The organism is Bradyrhizobium sp. CCBAU 11434 (assembly GCF_028128895.1).
Taxonomy (GTDB): domain Bacteria; phylum Pseudomonadota; class Alphaproteobacteria; order Rhizobiales; family Xanthobacteraceae; genus Bradyrhizobium; species Bradyrhizobium zhengyangense.
Genome location: NZ_LBJX01000088.1, coordinates 81504 through 96869, shown reverse-complemented (window position 1 = coordinate 96869; position 15366 = coordinate 81504). Strand labels below are relative to the sequence as shown.

Here is a 15366-nt window from a genome sequence, read left to right as displayed (position 1 = left end):
GCCGGCATGGCCACGTCGACCGGCGACGTCCAGACTTGATGGTAGAACGGAAGCCTTGGTCAGTCCGAGTCTGCCCCTAGCCGACTGAAGTCGTTTTTGCATTGACCGATCACGTCCCGATTTTCGGGACGCTTAAGTTCAAAGTTGGGATGATTCCTAGGACATCGGCCCCATGACGGCCGACTAATTCACGTAACTATTGTTTCCGTACGCTGCGGCTCGATCGCTGCCTCAAGGAGGCAATCAGTGGATTATGTTGTCCGGACTTCAATTACGGCTTGCCTCATCGCTGCTATTTGGATGAACGGTGCCATGGTCCGTGCCGCGGCCGAGGATTTCCCTCACCGCACGATCAAGATCGTGGTACCCGTTCCGCCGGGTCCATTGCTGGACGTGGTGCCCCGGATCATCGCCGAGAAGCTTTCGGCGAAATGGGGCATCGCCGTCATCGTCGAGAACCGGCCTGGCGCAGCTCAGAACCTCGGTGCCGAGGCCGTGGCCAGGTCGGATCCCGACGGGTACACGCTGCTGGCTTCGCCCCCTGGACCGCTCGTCGTCAGCGGTCATCTGCGGAGCAATTTGAGCTTCGATCCGGACGCGTTCGTGCCCGTGAGTCTGATGGTCAAACTTCCGACTGTCCTCGTCGTCAATCCCAAGGTGCCGGCATCGAATCTCGGAGAATTGCTCGCCTATGCCAAGGCCAATCCCGGCAAACTGACCTTCGGATCTCCGGGAACGGGAAGCACGCCCCATCTCGCCACCGAGCAATTGATGCAGGCTGCCGGCATTCGCCTGGTCCACGTGCCGTATCAAGGAATGGCGCCGGCCATGAACGATCTTATCGGCGGCCATATCGACGTAATGATCGACCTCTACGGCAACGTCGCAGGCAGCATCAAGGAGGGCAAACTCAAGCTGCTCGCCGTCACGACGCCGACTCGCCTGCGGCAGGAGCCGACCGTTCCGACGATTTCCGAGTCCGTGCCAGGATTCGCCCATGAGGAATGGTTTGCGATGGTCGCGCCTCCGAAGACGCCCGACGCCATAGCCGCAAAGCTTTCCGCAGCGATCGCGGAAGTCTTGGCGCGCCCCGACGTTGCCGGACGGCTGGCCGATCTTTCGGCGGAGCCGGTGGGCGGCACTCCGGACGAAGCCGCCGCCTTCATCAAGGCCGAAAGCCTACGCTGGAAGCGTCTGATCGACGCGACTGGTCTCAGGATCGACTGATGCCGAGTCCGGCGGAGCCGTCGAGATGAGCACACCCCGCGCCCTGGTCATCGGCGGCTCCCTAAGCGGACTGCTCACGGCGAACCTGCTTCGAAACATCGGGTGGCAGGTCGAGATCTTCGAACGCGCGCGCGGCGATCTCGCCGGGCGGGGGGCCGGGCTCGGCGCGCAGTCCGACCTGTTCATGGTCATGCGACAGATCGGAGTCCGTATCGACAGGTCGATGTGGACGGAGGTGCGTTCGCACATCTGCCTCGATCGAACGGGTGAGCCAGTCTGCCGGGTGCCGGTGCGAGAAGTGACGACGGCTTGGGACCGGGTCTACCAATCTCTCAGGGAATCCTTCAGGACCGGACAATACCATGGAGGAATGAGGCTGCTCCGCTGCGAACAGACGGAGCGTGGCGTCGTTGCTCTGTTCGAAAACGGGGCGCGCAATGAAGCCGATCTGCTGATTGGCGCGGACGGCATCCGTTCGACGGTGCGTCGGCAGTACGCGCCTCAAATCATCCCCCGCTATGCCGGCTATGTCGCGTGGCGAGGCATCGTCGAGGAAAGTCAGGTCCCATCACAGTGGCGCGCCACCACGCTTCAGGACATGGTGTTCTGCCTGCCGGACGGCGAACTCGCGTTTTCCATCCCGATCGCCGACGGTGACGGGACCGGCCACCGCAGATGCATGTTCGTCTGGTTTCGTCCGGCCGACTTTGATACCACATTACGAGAGTGGTGCACCGATGCAACGGGAGTTTGTTACGGAGACTCGATACCTCCTCCATTGATCCGAAAGGAGGTCGTCGCGGATCTCCGCCTGGCCGCTCGCAGGTTACTGGCTCCCCAGTTGGCCGAATTGGTCGCCGGCGCTCGGCAGCCGATCTTGTCTGCGATCTTTGATCTCGAAACGACGCGCATGGCGTTCGGTCGCGCCGCGCTGGTCGGCGACGCGGCTTTCGTGGCCAGACCGCATGTCGGCACCAGCGTCACCAAAGCAGCGCAGGACGCTTGGGCGCTTGCCGATGAGCTTGTCAAGGAAGGAGATGTCGGCGCCGCACTGGCGCTCTACGAACGTCGTCGAAAGCCTGCGGGCAGCGAGCTCGTCGCCCGCGGACGTCGCTTGGGCGAACATCTCGAGCCCGGAGGCGCCGGGCTTCGACCTCCGATCGACGCGCTTCTTGGGGAATACGGGCCTGGCGGGATCGGCGAGTGGCCCTCGACGGTCTAGTCGCGGCTATGCTAGTTTTCGGCCGGATATCGTGCCGAACGAAGACTCCTGGGTGGATCGTGTTGCCTCAAACGCAGCAGATACGTTTTTGCACCAGCCGCGATGGCACCCGCATCGCCTACGGAATATGCGGTAGCGGACCGCCGCTGGTGTGGGTCGCGCATTTCGTCCACCATCTGGACTTCGATTGGGACAGCCCGGTCTGGCGGCCTTGGATCGCTGCGCTTGCAAAGCGCCATACTCTGGTCCGCTTCGATTTTCGCGGGACAGGCCTTTCCGACCGTACGGACGTCGAGTTTACGTTCGCGAAGCTCGTCGAGGACTTCGAAGCCGTCGTCAGCGCGTCCGGAGTTTCCAGTTTCTCGCTTCTGGCCATGTCCGGCGGCGCGCGGGTCGTTCTTCCCTTCGTGGTGCAAAATCCTGATCGCGTCGACCAACTTGTCCTGTACGGGACGTCGGCGGCGGGACCCTTGACGGCCAAGGCTCCGCTTGAGCAGGTCGAGAACATGCAGGTCCAACTCAAGGCGTTCGAGATGGGCTGGCCGCAGGACGTCCCCGGGTTCGGCACCTTCCTGACGTCTCTGCACATTCCGGACGCGACCGCGGAGCAGGCCCGTTCCTTCAACGATCTGCTGCGCTTGACGACTTCCGCCGAGAACGGCGTCGCCTTGCTGCGCACGCTTGTGGAGAGCGACATGCAGGACCTGCTGCAGCACGTGCGCTGTCCGACGCTCGTCTTTCATTCCCGCCGGAGCGCGGTGTTGCCTTTCGATGAAGGCCGCAAGGTCGCGGCGTTGATACCCGGTGCGCGCTTCGTGCCGCTGGAGAGCCGCAACCACATTCTGTTGGGCAGCGAGCCCGCCTGGAAGCAGTTCGTTCGTGAGCTCGACGATTTCCTTGCGCACACTCCGCACGACGGCAATACCGAGTCGTTCGAGGAGTTGACGGCGCGGGAGCGCGACGTCGTCGAACTTCTTGCGCACGGCATGACCAATGCCGACATCTCGGCCCGGCTGAAGATCTCGGCGAAGACGGTCAGAAATCATGTCTCGACCGTGTTGGGTAAGCTCGGCGCGAACAACCGGGCTCGTGCCGTGGCCGTCGCGCGCGACGCTGGCTTCGGCCGGCGGGTTACGCCGCAGGCGAGAAGCAGCCAGCGCATTGAATAGCTGGATGACGGTTTGAACCGGCGTGGCTGTGCATGGTACCGTGCAAGCGCCTGGTCGAGACTATTGCCTAGGGATGGACCGATGACTTTGCGTGCAATTTTCGCCGCGTGCGCGATTGCGGCTTCTGGATTTATCATGATGACAGTCGACGCGATCGGGCAGAAGCAATCGTTGAAAGATCAACTGGTCGGTACGTGGACGCTGCTGTCGTGGGAGCAGAAGAAAACCGACGGCACCAAGATCGAGCGTTATGGGGCCGCTCCGAAGGGCATTGCTTTCTTCGACGTGGATGGGCACTACATCATCACGGTGATGCGATCGGATCGAGCCAAATACGCGAGCAATGCCCTGTGGCAGGGCGCATCCGAGGAGAACAAAGAGACCGCGGACGGCACGATAACCTACTTCGGAACGTATTCGACGAACGAGGCAGATGGCAGCATCGCGATCCAGGTCGAAGGCAGTTCGTTTCCCAACTGGAATGGCGCGCAACAGAAACGCTTCGTCACGGTTTCAGGAGATCAACTGACGCTGACTGTTCGTCCTCCTGCGGGAGACATAGTTGACGTAATTTGGAAGAGAGCGAAGTGATCCGACAAGTAGATCGGCCCGTAGACATGCGGCGATGCTCCCGGTCCACCCGTCCCGCGGCTAGTACAGAACTTAGGCCGCTGGCGCCGGATCTTCCTTCACGCCGCGAGCTACGATCCGCAGCGCGCCATCCGGGAGCGGCCGCTGCAGCCGCAGTGCTTCGTCTGGCGACGCGGTCATCCAGGTCTCGACCTCCTGGGGCGTCGTCAAGATCACCGGCATCGCCTTCGGATGGATGGCGCCGACCTCCGCGTTCGGCTCCGTCGTCAGGAATGCGTAGAGGTCGTTGGTGGTCTCGCCTTCCTTGACCTTCCGGACCGACGTCCAGTTCGCCCAGATGCCGGCGAAGCACGCGAGCGGACGGCTCTCGTCGAACGCGAACCAGATGTCGCCGCCCTCGGCCTTGTTGAACTCGCTGAAGCTGTTGAAGGGTACCACGCAGCGGTTCTCCGGGCCCAGCCATCGCTTCCAGTGTTTGCTCTTCACGTTGCGGATGTTGGTCGTGCCGCCGTCCGGCTCCATCCGGAGCAATTCCTTGAAATCGACGGTCTTGCCCTTGGCTTGCAGCTTCTCTGCGCGCCTCTTGGTGGCGTCCATCAGCGCTTTCGACGACGACGGCATGCCCCAGCGCGCGGTCGCAAGCTCGCGGCCATCCGTTCCGGTCCGCACGATCGGCGCGCGGTAGTCCGGAAAGACGCCGGGCATGGGCGCCAGGTTGCCGACATAGCGGTTGACCACGCGGAACAGCGCGCTGATGGCGGCCTGATTGGTCGTGATCGAATATAGGTTACAGATGTGGACGGCCCCCCACTTGTCAGGATTGTAGCAGACTTTTGGCCAGATCGCTTGCTATCAGATGTCCGGCCTGTTTGCGCGGACAAAGCCCGCTGGCCGAGATGGTGTTCGCTACGCGCGCTCCAAGCACATGGGCGACATTCTTGTTGCCAGTGTAATCTTCGGAAGCTCGCGCGTATCGACCGATCGGTCCTTCCATCTACTGCGTCCTGCAAGTTCGTGGGCAATCCGCCGAGCAACCTGCTCGCGGGCCGATTTCAGATCAAGTCGGCATGACGGCTACCGGCTGCTTGTACACGCCGCCCGATATCATCAAGCGCCAAGCGATGCGGGCAAACTTGTTGGCCAAGGCCACCGCGACCAACTTTGGCGGCTTTCGCTCCAGCAGCGAAGCGAGCCATGGTGTGGGCTTATGACGGCCCTTTCGAATATGCCTCAGCAGTGCGGTCGCACCGACGATCAACGTTGATCGCAGTATAGAATCTCCAGCCTTTGTAATGCCGCCGAGCCTTTGCCGGCCGCCAGTTGAATGATCCTTAGGTGTCAGCCCGAGCCACGCCGCAAAGTCGCGACCCGATCTGAAGGTCTCGGGCGGCGGCGCTTTCATGCTTAGCATGGACGACCCAATCGGACCGACGCCGGGAATCGTCGCGATTCGCCTGCTGACATCATCGTCGCGGTGCCACTTCATCAGCTTGGCTTCGATCTTTGCCAGGCGGGCTCGACCGCGGCATATTCCTCTGCTTGGAGTCGGAAGAGATCCTTTGCCATTTCCGGCAAACTGTCATCCTCGAGTACCCGTTTGATAAGTTGCGCGACATTCTGCCGACCGGCGGGGCCGACGATGCCAAATTCAGCCGCATAGCTCCTGAAAGCATTGGAAAGCTGCGACTTCACGCTGACCAGGCGTTCCCGCACAGTCATTAACATGCAGGCCGCTTGCCGTTCCTTCGATTTGACCGGTACAAACCGCATACTCGGCCGGGTGACCGCCTCGCACAGCGCTTCGGCATCGGCCGCGTCGTTCTTGCCGCGCTTCACGTAAGCCTTCACGTACTGAGGGGGGATCAGCTTCACCTCGTGACCGAACGACTGCAGCAGGCGCGCCCAATGATGGGAGCTGCCGCAGGATTCGATGGCGACGAGAACCGGTGGAAGCCGCTCGAAGTAGCGGATCATCTCGGCTCGCCGGAACTGGCGGCGGACCACCACCGCCTCATTCTCATCAACACCATGAAGCTGGAAAACCGACTTGGAAGTGTCCATACCGATGCGAACAGGAAGATTCATCAGACTTTCCTCTCATCTAGCTGTGACGCTGACAGCGCCATAGGACCGTGGGGATGAGAGGCCGTCCACACCAGCACATCGAAGCCAGATGTCTGGAGTGATCTGCCTACGCGGGAGCGTCAATGATCTCGCGGACCTTGTTGACCAAGGCCGCATTGGAGAATGGTTTGGTGATCACCGCCATCCCCGCATCAAGATGGCCATTTCCGATGGCGGCATTCTCCGCGAAACCCGTGATGAATAGCACCTTGAGCTTCGGATTGATGACGCGCGCGGCGTCGGCGACCTGCCGGCCATTGAGGCCATTGGGCAATCCAACGTCGGTGACGAGGAGATCGATGCGGCCACCCGCCTGGATGATCTTGAGGCCGGAAGGGCCATCCGAAGCTTCGACGACTTGGTAGCCGATCTCGGCGAGAACCTCGCCGATCACCATTCGGATCGCGGGTTCGTCGTCGATGATGAGCACCGTCTCGCCGTCGCCTCGGTCGGCAATGACCGCTTCCGCAAGGTCCTCCTCCGAAAGCTCGCCCGCGAATCGCGGGAAATACAGTGTCATCGTCGTACCTTTGCCGATCTCGGAATAGATCCGGACCTGACCGCCGGATTGGCGCACGAACCCGTAGATCATCGATAGACCGAGACCGGTTCCCTGGCCCAGCGGCTTAGTGGTGAAGAACGGGTCGAAGGCCTTCGCGATAACGGGGGGCGTCATGCCCGTGCCGGTGTCGCTGACGCTGATCGAGACATATTGTCCTGGCGGGAGTTCGTGCTCCTTTGCGGCCCTATCGTCCAGCCATTTGTTGGCGGTCTCGATGGTAACGCGACCGCCGTCTGGAGCCATCGCGTCGCGGGCGTTGATGCAGAGATTGAGGATCGCATTCTCGAGTTGCGACGGATCGAGTTTGGTGCCCCAGAGGCCGCCGGCCTGGACGACTTCGATGTGGACGGTCGGGCCCACCGACCGCTGCAGCAGGTCGGCCATTCCGGCGATCGTGCGGTTCGCGTCGATCACCTTGGGATCGAGCGTCTGTCGACGGGCGAAGGCGAGCAGCCGCTGCGTCAGGGAGGCGGCGCGGCGCACCGATTCCTGGGCCACGCCGACATAACGGCCGACGCCTTCGAGACGTCCCTGCGATATGCGCTTGTCGAGAAGCTCCAAGCTGCCCGACAACCCGGCCAGGAGGTTGTTGAAGTCGTGGGCGATGCCGCCGGTCAGCTGTCCGATCGCCTCCATCTTCTGGGCTTGCCGCAAAGCTTCGCCAGCGGCGACCAATTCCGCCGTCCGTTCCTTTACTTTTGCTTCCAGGTTCGCGTGCGACTCGCGCAGCGCCTCCGTACCCTTCAACCGCTCCGTCGCCGTCCTCGTCCGTTCGGCGACTTCCTTGACGAAAGCGAGGTCATCTTCCGACCAAGTTCGTGCCTTGGCGTTGTTCAAGAAGAGAACTGCCACCAGCCGACCGCGCTCGATCACCGGGACATTGACGAACGCGCCGGCGCTGCGGCTCTTCAAAGCTTCGGCGGCGGACGCCGTGCGCTCGTCCTGGTCGACGTCAGCGATCGCGATGAACTCGCCGCGCTTGAGGCTGTCGATGAAGGATCCGTAGTCCCGCAGACGCAAGGTGCCGGCAAGCGACTCCACGCCCGGTGCGAGCCAGTCCCTGTCGACGGTGAGAGTTTCGGCGTCCTGATCGATCGTGCCGTAGCTGGCGCGGCTGATGCCGAGCGTTTCGCCGAGGATGGTGGAAGCTGCGAAGGAAAGCTGGTCGGGGTCGTCCAAATCGCGGATGTGGTCGGTCAGCTTGACCAGTGCTTCCCGCCTGATCTCGGCCTTTTTCCGATCCGAGATGTCGAAGCTGAGGCCCGAGAATCGAAGTGGTTTGCCGTCGGGAGACAGCACGCAGCGACCTTGCGCGATCACCCAGCGCACCTCGCCATCGGGCTGCGGCAGCCGATACTCCGAACTGAGCAAATCGCCGGTCTCCATGCTTCTGGCTACATCGGCTCGGACCCGAGCTACGTCGTCGGGATGGATGCCGCCGAAGAACTCCGCGATCGGGGCGCCGACCCTTGCTCGTTCCGGATCCACGCCGTAGAGCCCTGCAAAACGGGCGTCGGCGAAGACCCGGTCGGATGGCACGTCCCAATCCCAGGTGCCGACGCTGTTTCCGGCCGAAAGAGCGATCTGAAGCCGCTCTTCGCTGACGCGCATCTCGGCTTCCGAGCGACGGAGTTCGCGCGCGGCTTTCACGGCTTCCGAAGTCTCGACGACGACCGCGATGACACCGACCGGTTCGCCGCTTTCGCCGATCACCGGCGAATAATCCAGATTCATCCAGACATGCTCGGCTGCTCCGGACCTGAAAAGGGTGAATTCCTGATCCTTGTAGGAAAGCGAGCCGCCGGCCATGCCGACTTTCATGACGTTGTCGTTGAAGTCGCTTGCCTCCGGCCAACCTTCGCGCACGGGCGACCCGAGCAACGCCGGGTGCCGCCCGCCTGCCAGCGTCGCGTAGGCCTCGTTGTAGATCATGATGCCCGCATCGCCCCACAGGGTCGCCATCGGGATCGGCGAACGGACGATGAGGCCCACCGTCGTCGTGATGGAGGTTGGCCACGTGCCGATCGGGCCGAGCGGGGTCTTGGACCAGTCGAACGCGGAAATAGCCTCGGCCATCATGCCGCCGCCGTTGAGAAACGTTGGAATGGCCGCAGCCCTTGTCATTCGTGGATCTATCAAGAAAATTTCCGCGGTATCAACGGAGAAGAGCTGTGTGAGCGGAGCCGGTACTGCCAACTTGGTATCTTGAGCAGGTCGCCGTAGGCGGTTCGACCCGTCACATGCTCCCATTCTCCAGAGAAACGAAACCGGGCCGAAATCGTTCGCGCTGGCGCGGAAAAGTGGCTTAGGTCTCCGGATCAGGATGCCGGCCCCGCTGCGCCAGCTGCAGCAGGGTAGCGGCCGGCCGGCGTCCCGCCTTCGCACACATGCTGCAGCGAAGTCGGCTGGCCAGGTCGTGGACGAAAGTGGTCGGCGGGTGGCGCAGCGTGGCCATATCGACGTCGCGGGCGGCTCTGCAGCGGGAACATTCGATCTGGAGCCAGCAATAGCCGCCGTTGATCGCCTGGTCGATCGTGGGAGAAGGGTCGATCGGCCCGCCGTCCGCCCAGATCCGTTCGTTCCACGACTCGGAGAGCAACTTGTCGGCCTGACGAATGAGGGCCTCACCTTTGGCACGGGTCTCGGCGGCCTGCGCCGCAAGAATCGTCGTCATAGCGCGCGAGCGGCCGAGCTCCTTGGCGAGCGCCTTGCGATCGCCGCCGGAAAGAGGCGTCGGATGATGTTTCGGTGCCACAGCAACATCCCGGCCGCGCCGACGGCTACTCGAGCGTAGCAGTCTTCTTCATGTCGCCCAGTCCGCTCCGCGCAGGTATTGTCCAAGAGCCGGCGCGCGACATCCTTCCAGAGCGCCTCACGACCATAGAGGCGCACGGCGTCTGCCTTCTGGATCTCGACCAGCGGCGGCATCCCACTCTCAAGAGATGTCCAGGAATTTGGCTAAGCCGCAGCGTGGCTCCGGAGGGGACCGACCGCCCATCGGCGCGAGGGTCGTCCAGTATTGCCTGCCAGTACTCCGCCGGTAGATCAGCGTGGGGCGCCAAAACGGGCTTCTGCGGTACCTTTCTGCCGACGAGAGCGGCCATTTTATTCATCTGCTTCGGTCTCGGCATGCGCCAGCTCGCGGGTCGGTCGGACATCGCTGAACTAGAACATAAAGAGAACAAATGTCGAGTCCGATCGGGCGATGGAACTCGAAAGAGGTCCTAATCAGGATGCCAGCTGACCACTTTGCTCCCGTGCGCATTCGGGACACATGTCGCCAAGCTCGTCGAGGACATTTCTTATCAGTGCCACGACGGCTTCATCGGAAAGCCCGACGAGTGGATCGCGACGCGCGATCTCCAAGGCACGCTCCTTGGCATGGGGGTCGGCGCAATCCTGCATCCAGCCGTGCTCCTCGCATTCCCGGATCGCGCCAGCTTCCTTCAAGATCGAGAGAGCCCATCCTCGGGTCGGCTCAGCCTTCAAGGTGTGGATTTTATCGATGGCTCGACGGTCTTCGCGATCTCACAGAGGTGGCGGTGATGAGTGAAATAAACTACCTGGCCTTTGCGGGCCATCGCCGCCAGCAAACGGAATGCCTCTTCCGCCCGAAAATCGTCGAATGTCTCCATCACGTCGTCGGCAAGGAACGGCGCTGGAGCGCGGGTTCGGGCGAATTCATGATAGCCGGCGACCCGCAGCGCCAAGTAGAGCTGAAATCGCGTCCCCTTCGACAGTTCGGAAGCTATCCTGGAGCTACCGTCGACTCCCTTCGCGATCAGAAGCTCGCTGCCGTTCGAGGGTTGGGTTAGGAGTTCGGAATAGGCGCCTCGACTTATTAGCGCGAATGCCTCCGACGCTCGAGCCATCATCGAGCTTCGATGACGATCGCGGTAAGCTCGGAGCGCCCGCTCGGCTGCCGCTATTCCGAGCCTCAATTTGAGATACTCGATGGCACGGTCTTCCATCGTCATCAAGACGGTGCGCCGCTTCGATTCAAGAACCGCGACCGCAGCATCGCCTCCGACAGCGGCGATCCTGTCCTCCGCCCTGTTGCGCAACGCGAAAAGTTCGCGGCTTCGGCTACGTCTCGCTGTCCGCCACTTCCCGCGAGCTCTCCGCGCGGATCGCCGAGAACATTGATTTCGACGTCACCTCTCTGCAGGATCTGCGGGCCATCGTCGAGACCAGCGCGCATCTCGGCGGACGGACAGTTCCGGAATCGGTCGGTCTCGTCGCCCCTCTGGATCATGTGCAGTTGGCCTCCGCGCTCAACGCACCCGGCGCGAAGGTAGTGGACAACGATTTCCGCTACGGCCGCGACGGCATCTTCGCGCTCACCAGCCGCGACAACACTTTCAGCGGCAACCGCTTCCGGGATCTGCGCTTCGCCGTACATTACATGTACGCCAACGGCGGCAAGATCGTCGGGAACGTCTCGAAGGACAACATCATCGGATACGCCCTGATGTTCTCCAAGAACCTGGTCGTGCGCGACAACGTCTCGGACCACGACCGCGACCGCGGGATCCTGTTCAACGCTACCAACGGATCGGACATCTCCGGCAACACCGTCATCGGTGGGCCGCAGCCGGCGGAACGCTGGGCCACCTCCGACAATCGCGCCACCGACGAAGGCGTGCCGCAGGCGGCTGCCGGTCGCTCGGAGGCCAGCGGCAACGAACGGATCGGCCCGGAAAAATGCGTCTTCATCTACAACACCAACAAGAACCGGATCAAGGGTAACTGGTTCGAAGGCTGCGAGATCGGCGTCCATTTCACGGCCGGCTCCGAAGGCAACGACATCACCGGCAACGCCTTCGTTGGCAACGCCAACCAAGTGAAGTACGTCGGTACCCGCCATCTCGATTGGTCCAAGCAGGGACGCGGCAACTATTGGAGCGACAACCCGGCCTTCGACCTCAACGGCGACGGCGTCGCCGACACGGCCTACGGGCCGAACGATCTGATCGACCGCGTGCTCTGGACGGCACCGGCGGCCAAGGTGCTGATCAACAGTCCCGCCGTCCAGGTGCTCCGCTGGGCTCAAGCGCAGTTTCCTGCGCTGCTGCCGGGCGGGGTGGTCGACAGCCATCCCCTGATGTCGCCGCCGAAGCGCCGCACGGCCGAGGAGGCGCGATGACCGGCACGGTACGCGTCAGCGACGTCGCCAAGGAGTTCGGCCGGGTCAAGGCCGTCTGCGGCGCCTCATTCCAGTTGGAGGCGGGCGAGCTGGTCGCCCTGATCGGCCACAACGGCGCCGGCAAGACCACGCTGATGAAGCTGATGCTCGGGCTGATCCGGCCGACCTCAGGCGCGGTCGAAGTGCTCGGCGACAATCCCGCGGCCGGCGAGTTCGCCGGCCGACGGCAGCTCGGCTATCTGCCGGAAAATGTTTCCTTCGACGCCGCCCTCACCGGCCGCGAGTCCTTGGCGTTCTACGCCAGGCTGAAGCGGGAGCCCACGGCGAAGGCGCTGGAGCTGCTCGATACCGTCGGTCTGGGAGCCGCCAGCCGCCGCCGCGTCAACACCTATTCGAAGGGCATGCGTCAGCGGCTCGGGCTCGCGCAGGCGCTGATCGGGCATCCGCGCGTGCTGCTGCTGGACGAGCCGACCACCGGGCTCGATCCGGAGCTGCGCCAGACCTTCTACGAGATCATCGCGCGCCTGGCGGCCGAGGGCGCGACCGTGCTGCTGTCCTCGCACGCGCTGACCGAACTCGAGGAGCGGGCCGGCCGGGTCATCATCATGAACCGGGGCATCAAAGTTGCGGATGGCTCGATCGAGAGACTTCGCAACATCGCACGATTGCCGACGAAGATCCGCCTCAAGGTGGCCGGCCTTTCCGGAAGCAAGATGCCGGGCTGGGTCCCGAGCGACGCGGTCTGCCGTCGACTGAACGGCCACATCGTCGAGATCGACGCCGTGCCGGACCGCAAGATCGAGCTCCTGCATCGCGCGACCGCCGCCGGCAACGCGATCGAGGACGTCGACGTGATCGCGCCGACCCTCGACGAGCTCTACGCCCACTTCCTCCGGCAGGCGGAGCGGACGCCATGAACATCCTGATCATCGCGGCGAAGGAGATCCACCAGGCCGTCCGCAATCGCTGGGTTCTCGCCGCGACGCTCGTTCTGGCCGGGCTCGCCCTGTCGCTGAGCTTCCTCGGCAGCGCCCCGACCGGGAACGTCGGCGTGCGCGCGCTCGACGTGGTCATCGTCAGCCTCTCGAGCCTCACGATCTTTCTCGTTCCCCTGATCGCGCTGCTGATCTCGCACGACGCCATCGTCGGCGACATGGAGCGCGGCACGATGCTGCTGCTGCTCAGCTATCCCGTCGCTCGCTGGCAGGTGCTGCTCGGCAAGTTTCTCGGGCACCTCGCCGTGCTCGCCTTCGCGACGTGTCTAGGCTACGGACTCGCGGTCGGCGCGCTGGCGGCCACCGGCAGCCGCATCGATACCGACAGCCTCCTCGCCTTCGCGGCCATGGTCGGCTCCTCCGTGCTGTTGGGTGCCACCTTCGTCGCGATCGGATATCTGGTCAGCGCGCTGGTGCGCGACAGGGGAACGGCGGCGGGAATCTGCATCGGGCTGTGGTTGCTGCTGGTGCTGATCTACGACATGGCGCTGCTGGGCGTGCTCGCCCTCGACCAGGGCCGCAACATCTCGGCGGCTGCCCTCAACGCCATGCTCATGTCGAATCCGACCGACGCCTACCGACTGATCAACCTCACCGGTTTCGCCAACGTCAGCACCTTCGCCGGAATGGCGGGGCTGGCGCAAAGCACGTCCCTGACCGTCCCCGTCCTTTTGGCGGCCCTGCTCTGCTGGACCCTGGTGCCGCTGGGCCTGGCCGCCCTCGCCTTCTCGCGGAGGGAGCTATGAGGCACCTCGCCCGGGTCGCGCTTATCTTGCTCGTTCCCCTCGCGCTGGCAGGCTGCTGGGAGAAGCAGGCGGCGCAGGCACCATCCCCTCACCGGATGACCGCAGAGGACATCGGTCACTACTGCGGCATGAACGTGTTCGAGCACCCCGGACCCAAGGGGCACATCTTCGTGGCGAGTCTGATCGAGCCGGTATGGTTCTCGTCCGTGCACGACACCATCGCGTTCACCATGCTGCCCGACGAGCCCAAGGACATCCAGGCCATCTACGTCTCCGACATGGGCAAGGCTCCGAGCTGGGACAAACCAGGCGCCGATAACTGGGTCGAAGCCAGGAAGGCGGTCTTCGTGATCGGCAGCCGCGCTAAAAGCGGCATGGGCGGAAACGAGGCCGTGCCGTTCTCGGAACGAGCCGCCGCCGAGAAGTTCGTCGGCGAAAGCGGGGGCAGGATCGTCGGCTTCGACCAGGTGCCCAGAGACTATGTCCTGGCGTCGGTCGGCGGCCAGAGGCGCGCTTCCGTCGACGACGAGGCCGGCGCGCGCCGGCCGAACGATTGAGGAGACATGATGATGATGCGCAGCATCTCGCGCCGGCGCTTCGTCCGGATCAGTGCCGCAGCGGCTGGCCTCGGTCTTCTCCCCTCCGGGCTTGCCGCCCGCGCCGGCGCGGCGCCCGTTATTTGGCGCGGCACCATGCTGGGCGCCGTCGCCACGGTGGAAATCCACCACGACGACCGGCGGGAAGCGGAACGGCTGATCTCGCTGGCCAGCGCGGAGGCGCGGCGCCTGGAGCGATTGTTCAGCCTCTACCTGAAGGATTCCGCTCTCGTCGAACTGAACCGGAGCAGCATCCTCGTCGATCCGGCGGCCGAGATGGTCGACCTGCTGACGAGTTCTCAGCACTACTCCAAGCTGACGGACGGATCGTTCGATGTCACCGTGCAGCCGCTATGGGACCTCTATGCGGGCCACTTTGCCCGCGAGGGCGCGGATCCATCCGGTCCGACGCCCGCCGCGATTCAGGGCGCGCTTGCGTGCATCGGCTGCGGCCGGCTGTCGGTCGGCCGCGATCGGATCTCAATGCCTCGCGGGATGGCAGTGACCCTGAACGGGATCGCGCAAGGCTACGTAACCGACAAGATCGTCGACCTGCTGCGCGCCCACGGCGTTGCCCATAGTCTGGTCGACATGGGCGAAAGCCGGGCCATCGGTTCGCGTCCGGACGGTCGCCCCTGGGAAATCGGCGTAGCCGACCCTGAGGTCCCGGGGCGCGTGGAAGCGGTCCTTCCGATCGTCGACCGCGCGGTGTCGACCTCGGGAGCCTACGGCTTCCAGTTCGACCCCGATGGCCACTTCAATCACCTTTTCGATCCGAGGACGGGCCGCTGCGCGAGCCGCTACCGGAGCCTTACAACCGTGTCCCGCAGCGCGACTGCGGCGGACGCGCTGTCGACCGCCTTTAGCCTGATGCCTGAGGAGCGGATCCGCTCGCTGCTACCCGCCGTGGACGTTGAGCGGGTGCATCTCGTCGACGCTGAGGGTAAGCCATCCGAAATCGCCGCCTGATCAACCCAATCAACCACCG

At 63.5% G+C, this 15366-nt stretch carries 13 protein-coding genes and 3 pseudogenes; 9 read left to right on the top strand and 7 right to left on the bottom strand.

Annotated elements, in window-relative coordinates; genetic code table 11:
• The first annotated feature begins 312 nt into the window (after positions 1-312).
• The 4 genes from XI06_RS20930 (at position 313) to XI06_RS20915 (ending at position 4209) form a co-directional block, all read left to right on the top strand.
• On the top strand, positions 313-1227 hold the full coding sequence (locus tag XI06_RS20930; RefSeq protein ID WP_271606342.1) for a Bug family tripartite tricarboxylate transporter substrate binding protein: 915 nt from the start codon (positions 313-315) through the stop codon (positions 1225-1227).
• Between the two features lie 25 nt (positions 1228-1252).
• Positions 1253-2449, top strand: a complete 1197-nt coding sequence (locus XI06_RS20925) for an FAD binding domain-containing protein (RefSeq protein WP_271606341.1) — start codon at positions 1253-1255, stop codon at positions 2447-2449.
• Positions 2450-2511: 62 nt separating this feature from the next.
• Entirely contained in the window at positions 2512-3618 is a 1107-nt protein-coding gene (locus XI06_RS20920) for an alpha/beta fold hydrolase (RefSeq protein ID WP_271606340.1), read from the top strand.
• 81 nt (positions 3619-3699) lie between these two features.
• Positions 3700-4209 carry a lipocalin-like domain-containing protein gene (locus XI06_RS20915; RefSeq protein ID WP_271606339.1) on the top strand — a complete coding sequence of 170 codons (510 nt, stop codon included), beginning with the start codon at positions 3700-3702 and terminating at the stop codon, positions 4207-4209.
• Positions 4210-4281: 72 nt separating this feature from the next.
• On the opposite strand, the gene XI06_RS20910 is transcribed toward XI06_RS20915, so the two are convergent.
• From XI06_RS20910 to XI06_RS20880, 7 genes and pseudogenes are all read right to left on the bottom strand, one after another.
• On the bottom strand, positions 4282-5004 hold the full coding sequence (locus XI06_RS20910; RefSeq protein ID WP_271606364.1) for an SOS response-associated peptidase: 723 nt from the start codon (positions 5002-5004) through the stop codon (positions 4282-4284).
• Positions 5005-5266: 262 nt separating this feature from the next.
• Positions 5267-6294 (bottom strand): annotated as a pseudogene (locus XI06_RS20905) (IS110 family transposase).
• 106 nt (positions 6295-6400) lie between these two features.
• Positions 6401-9019 carry an ATP-binding protein gene (locus XI06_RS20900; protein WP_271606338.1) on the bottom strand — a complete coding sequence of 873 codons (2619 nt, stop codon included), beginning with the start codon at positions 9017-9019 and terminating at the stop codon, positions 6401-6403.
• 181 nt (positions 9020-9200) lie between these two features.
• Positions 9201-9650, bottom strand: coding sequence for a hypothetical protein (locus XI06_RS20895; protein ID WP_271606337.1), 450 nt, complete (start codon positions 9648-9650; stop codon positions 9201-9203).
• A gap of 41 nt (positions 9651-9691) precedes the next feature.
• Positions 9692-10053, bottom strand: a pseudogene (locus XI06_RS20890) (hypothetical protein); the annotation flags it as partial.
• A 70-nt stretch (positions 10054-10123) separates the two neighbouring features.
• Positions 10124-10345 (bottom strand): hypothetical protein, encoded by a 222-nt coding sequence (locus XI06_RS20885; protein WP_333909356.1) that lies wholly within the window; start codon positions 10343-10345, stop codon positions 10124-10126.
• A gap of 35 nt (positions 10346-10380) precedes the next feature.
• Positions 10381-10959, bottom strand: coding sequence for an ATP-binding protein (locus XI06_RS20880; protein ID WP_271606336.1), 579 nt, complete (start codon positions 10957-10959; stop codon positions 10381-10383).
• A 203-nt stretch (positions 10960-11162) separates the two neighbouring features.
• Here XI06_RS20880 and nosD point away from each other — a divergent pair.
• The 5 genes and pseudogenes from nosD to XI06_RS20855 all read left to right on the top strand — a co-directional run.
• Positions 11163-12041: pseudogene (gene nosD / locus XI06_RS20875) on the top strand (nitrous oxide reductase family maturation protein NosD); the annotation flags it as partial.
• Positions 12038-12958, top strand: coding sequence for an ABC transporter ATP-binding protein (locus XI06_RS20870; protein ID WP_271606335.1), 921 nt, complete (start codon positions 12038-12040; stop codon positions 12956-12958). The pseudogene nosD and the gene XI06_RS20870, both read left to right, overlap by 4 nt.
• Positions 12955-13782, top strand: a complete 828-nt coding sequence (locus tag XI06_RS20865; protein WP_271606334.1) for an ABC transporter permease — start codon at positions 12955-12957, stop codon at positions 13780-13782. Before XI06_RS20870 ends, XI06_RS20865 begins: the two co-directional genes overlap by 4 nt.
• Entirely contained in the window at positions 13779-14339 is a 561-nt protein-coding gene (locus XI06_RS20860) for a nitrous oxide reductase accessory protein NosL (RefSeq protein WP_271606333.1), read from the top strand. Before XI06_RS20865 ends, XI06_RS20860 begins: the two co-directional genes overlap by 4 nt.
• A 12-nt stretch (positions 14340-14351) precedes the next feature.
• Positions 14352-15347, top strand: a complete 996-nt coding sequence (locus XI06_RS20855; RefSeq protein ID WP_271606362.1) for an FAD:protein FMN transferase — start codon at positions 14352-14354, stop codon at positions 15345-15347.
• The last annotated feature ends 19 nt before the right edge of the window (positions 15348-15366 follow it).

Excerpts from the sequence above, each read along its gene's own strand:
- XI06_RS20855 (WP_271606362.1), top strand. The coding sequence starts at position 14,352 with ATGATGCGCAGCATCTCGCGCCGGCGCTTCGTCCGGATCAGTGCCGCA.
- XI06_RS20930 (WP_271606342.1), top strand. The coding sequence starts at position 313 with ATGGTCCGTGCCGCGGCCGAGGATTTCCCTCACCGCACGATCAAGATC.
- XI06_RS20915 (WP_271606339.1), top strand. The coding sequence starts at position 3,700 with ATGACTTTGCGTGCAATTTTCGCCGCGTGCGCGATTGCGGCTTCTGGA.
- XI06_RS20870 (WP_271606335.1), top strand. The coding sequence starts at position 12,038 with ATGACCGGCACGGTACGCGTCAGCGACGTCGCCAAGGAGTTCGGCCGG.
- XI06_RS20925 (WP_271606341.1), top strand. The coding sequence starts at position 1,253 with ATGAGCACACCCCGCGCCCTGGTCATCGGCGGCTCCCTAAGCGGACTG.
- XI06_RS20865 (WP_271606334.1), top strand. The coding sequence starts at position 12,955 with ATGAACATCCTGATCATCGCGGCGAAGGAGATCCACCAGGCCGTCCGC.
- XI06_RS20860 (WP_271606333.1), top strand. The coding sequence starts at position 13,779 with ATGAGGCACCTCGCCCGGGTCGCGCTTATCTTGCTCGTTCCCCTCGCG.
- XI06_RS20900 (WP_271606338.1), bottom strand. The coding sequence starts at position 9,019 with ATGACAAGGGCTGCGGCCATTCCAACGTTTCTCAACGGCGGCGGCATG.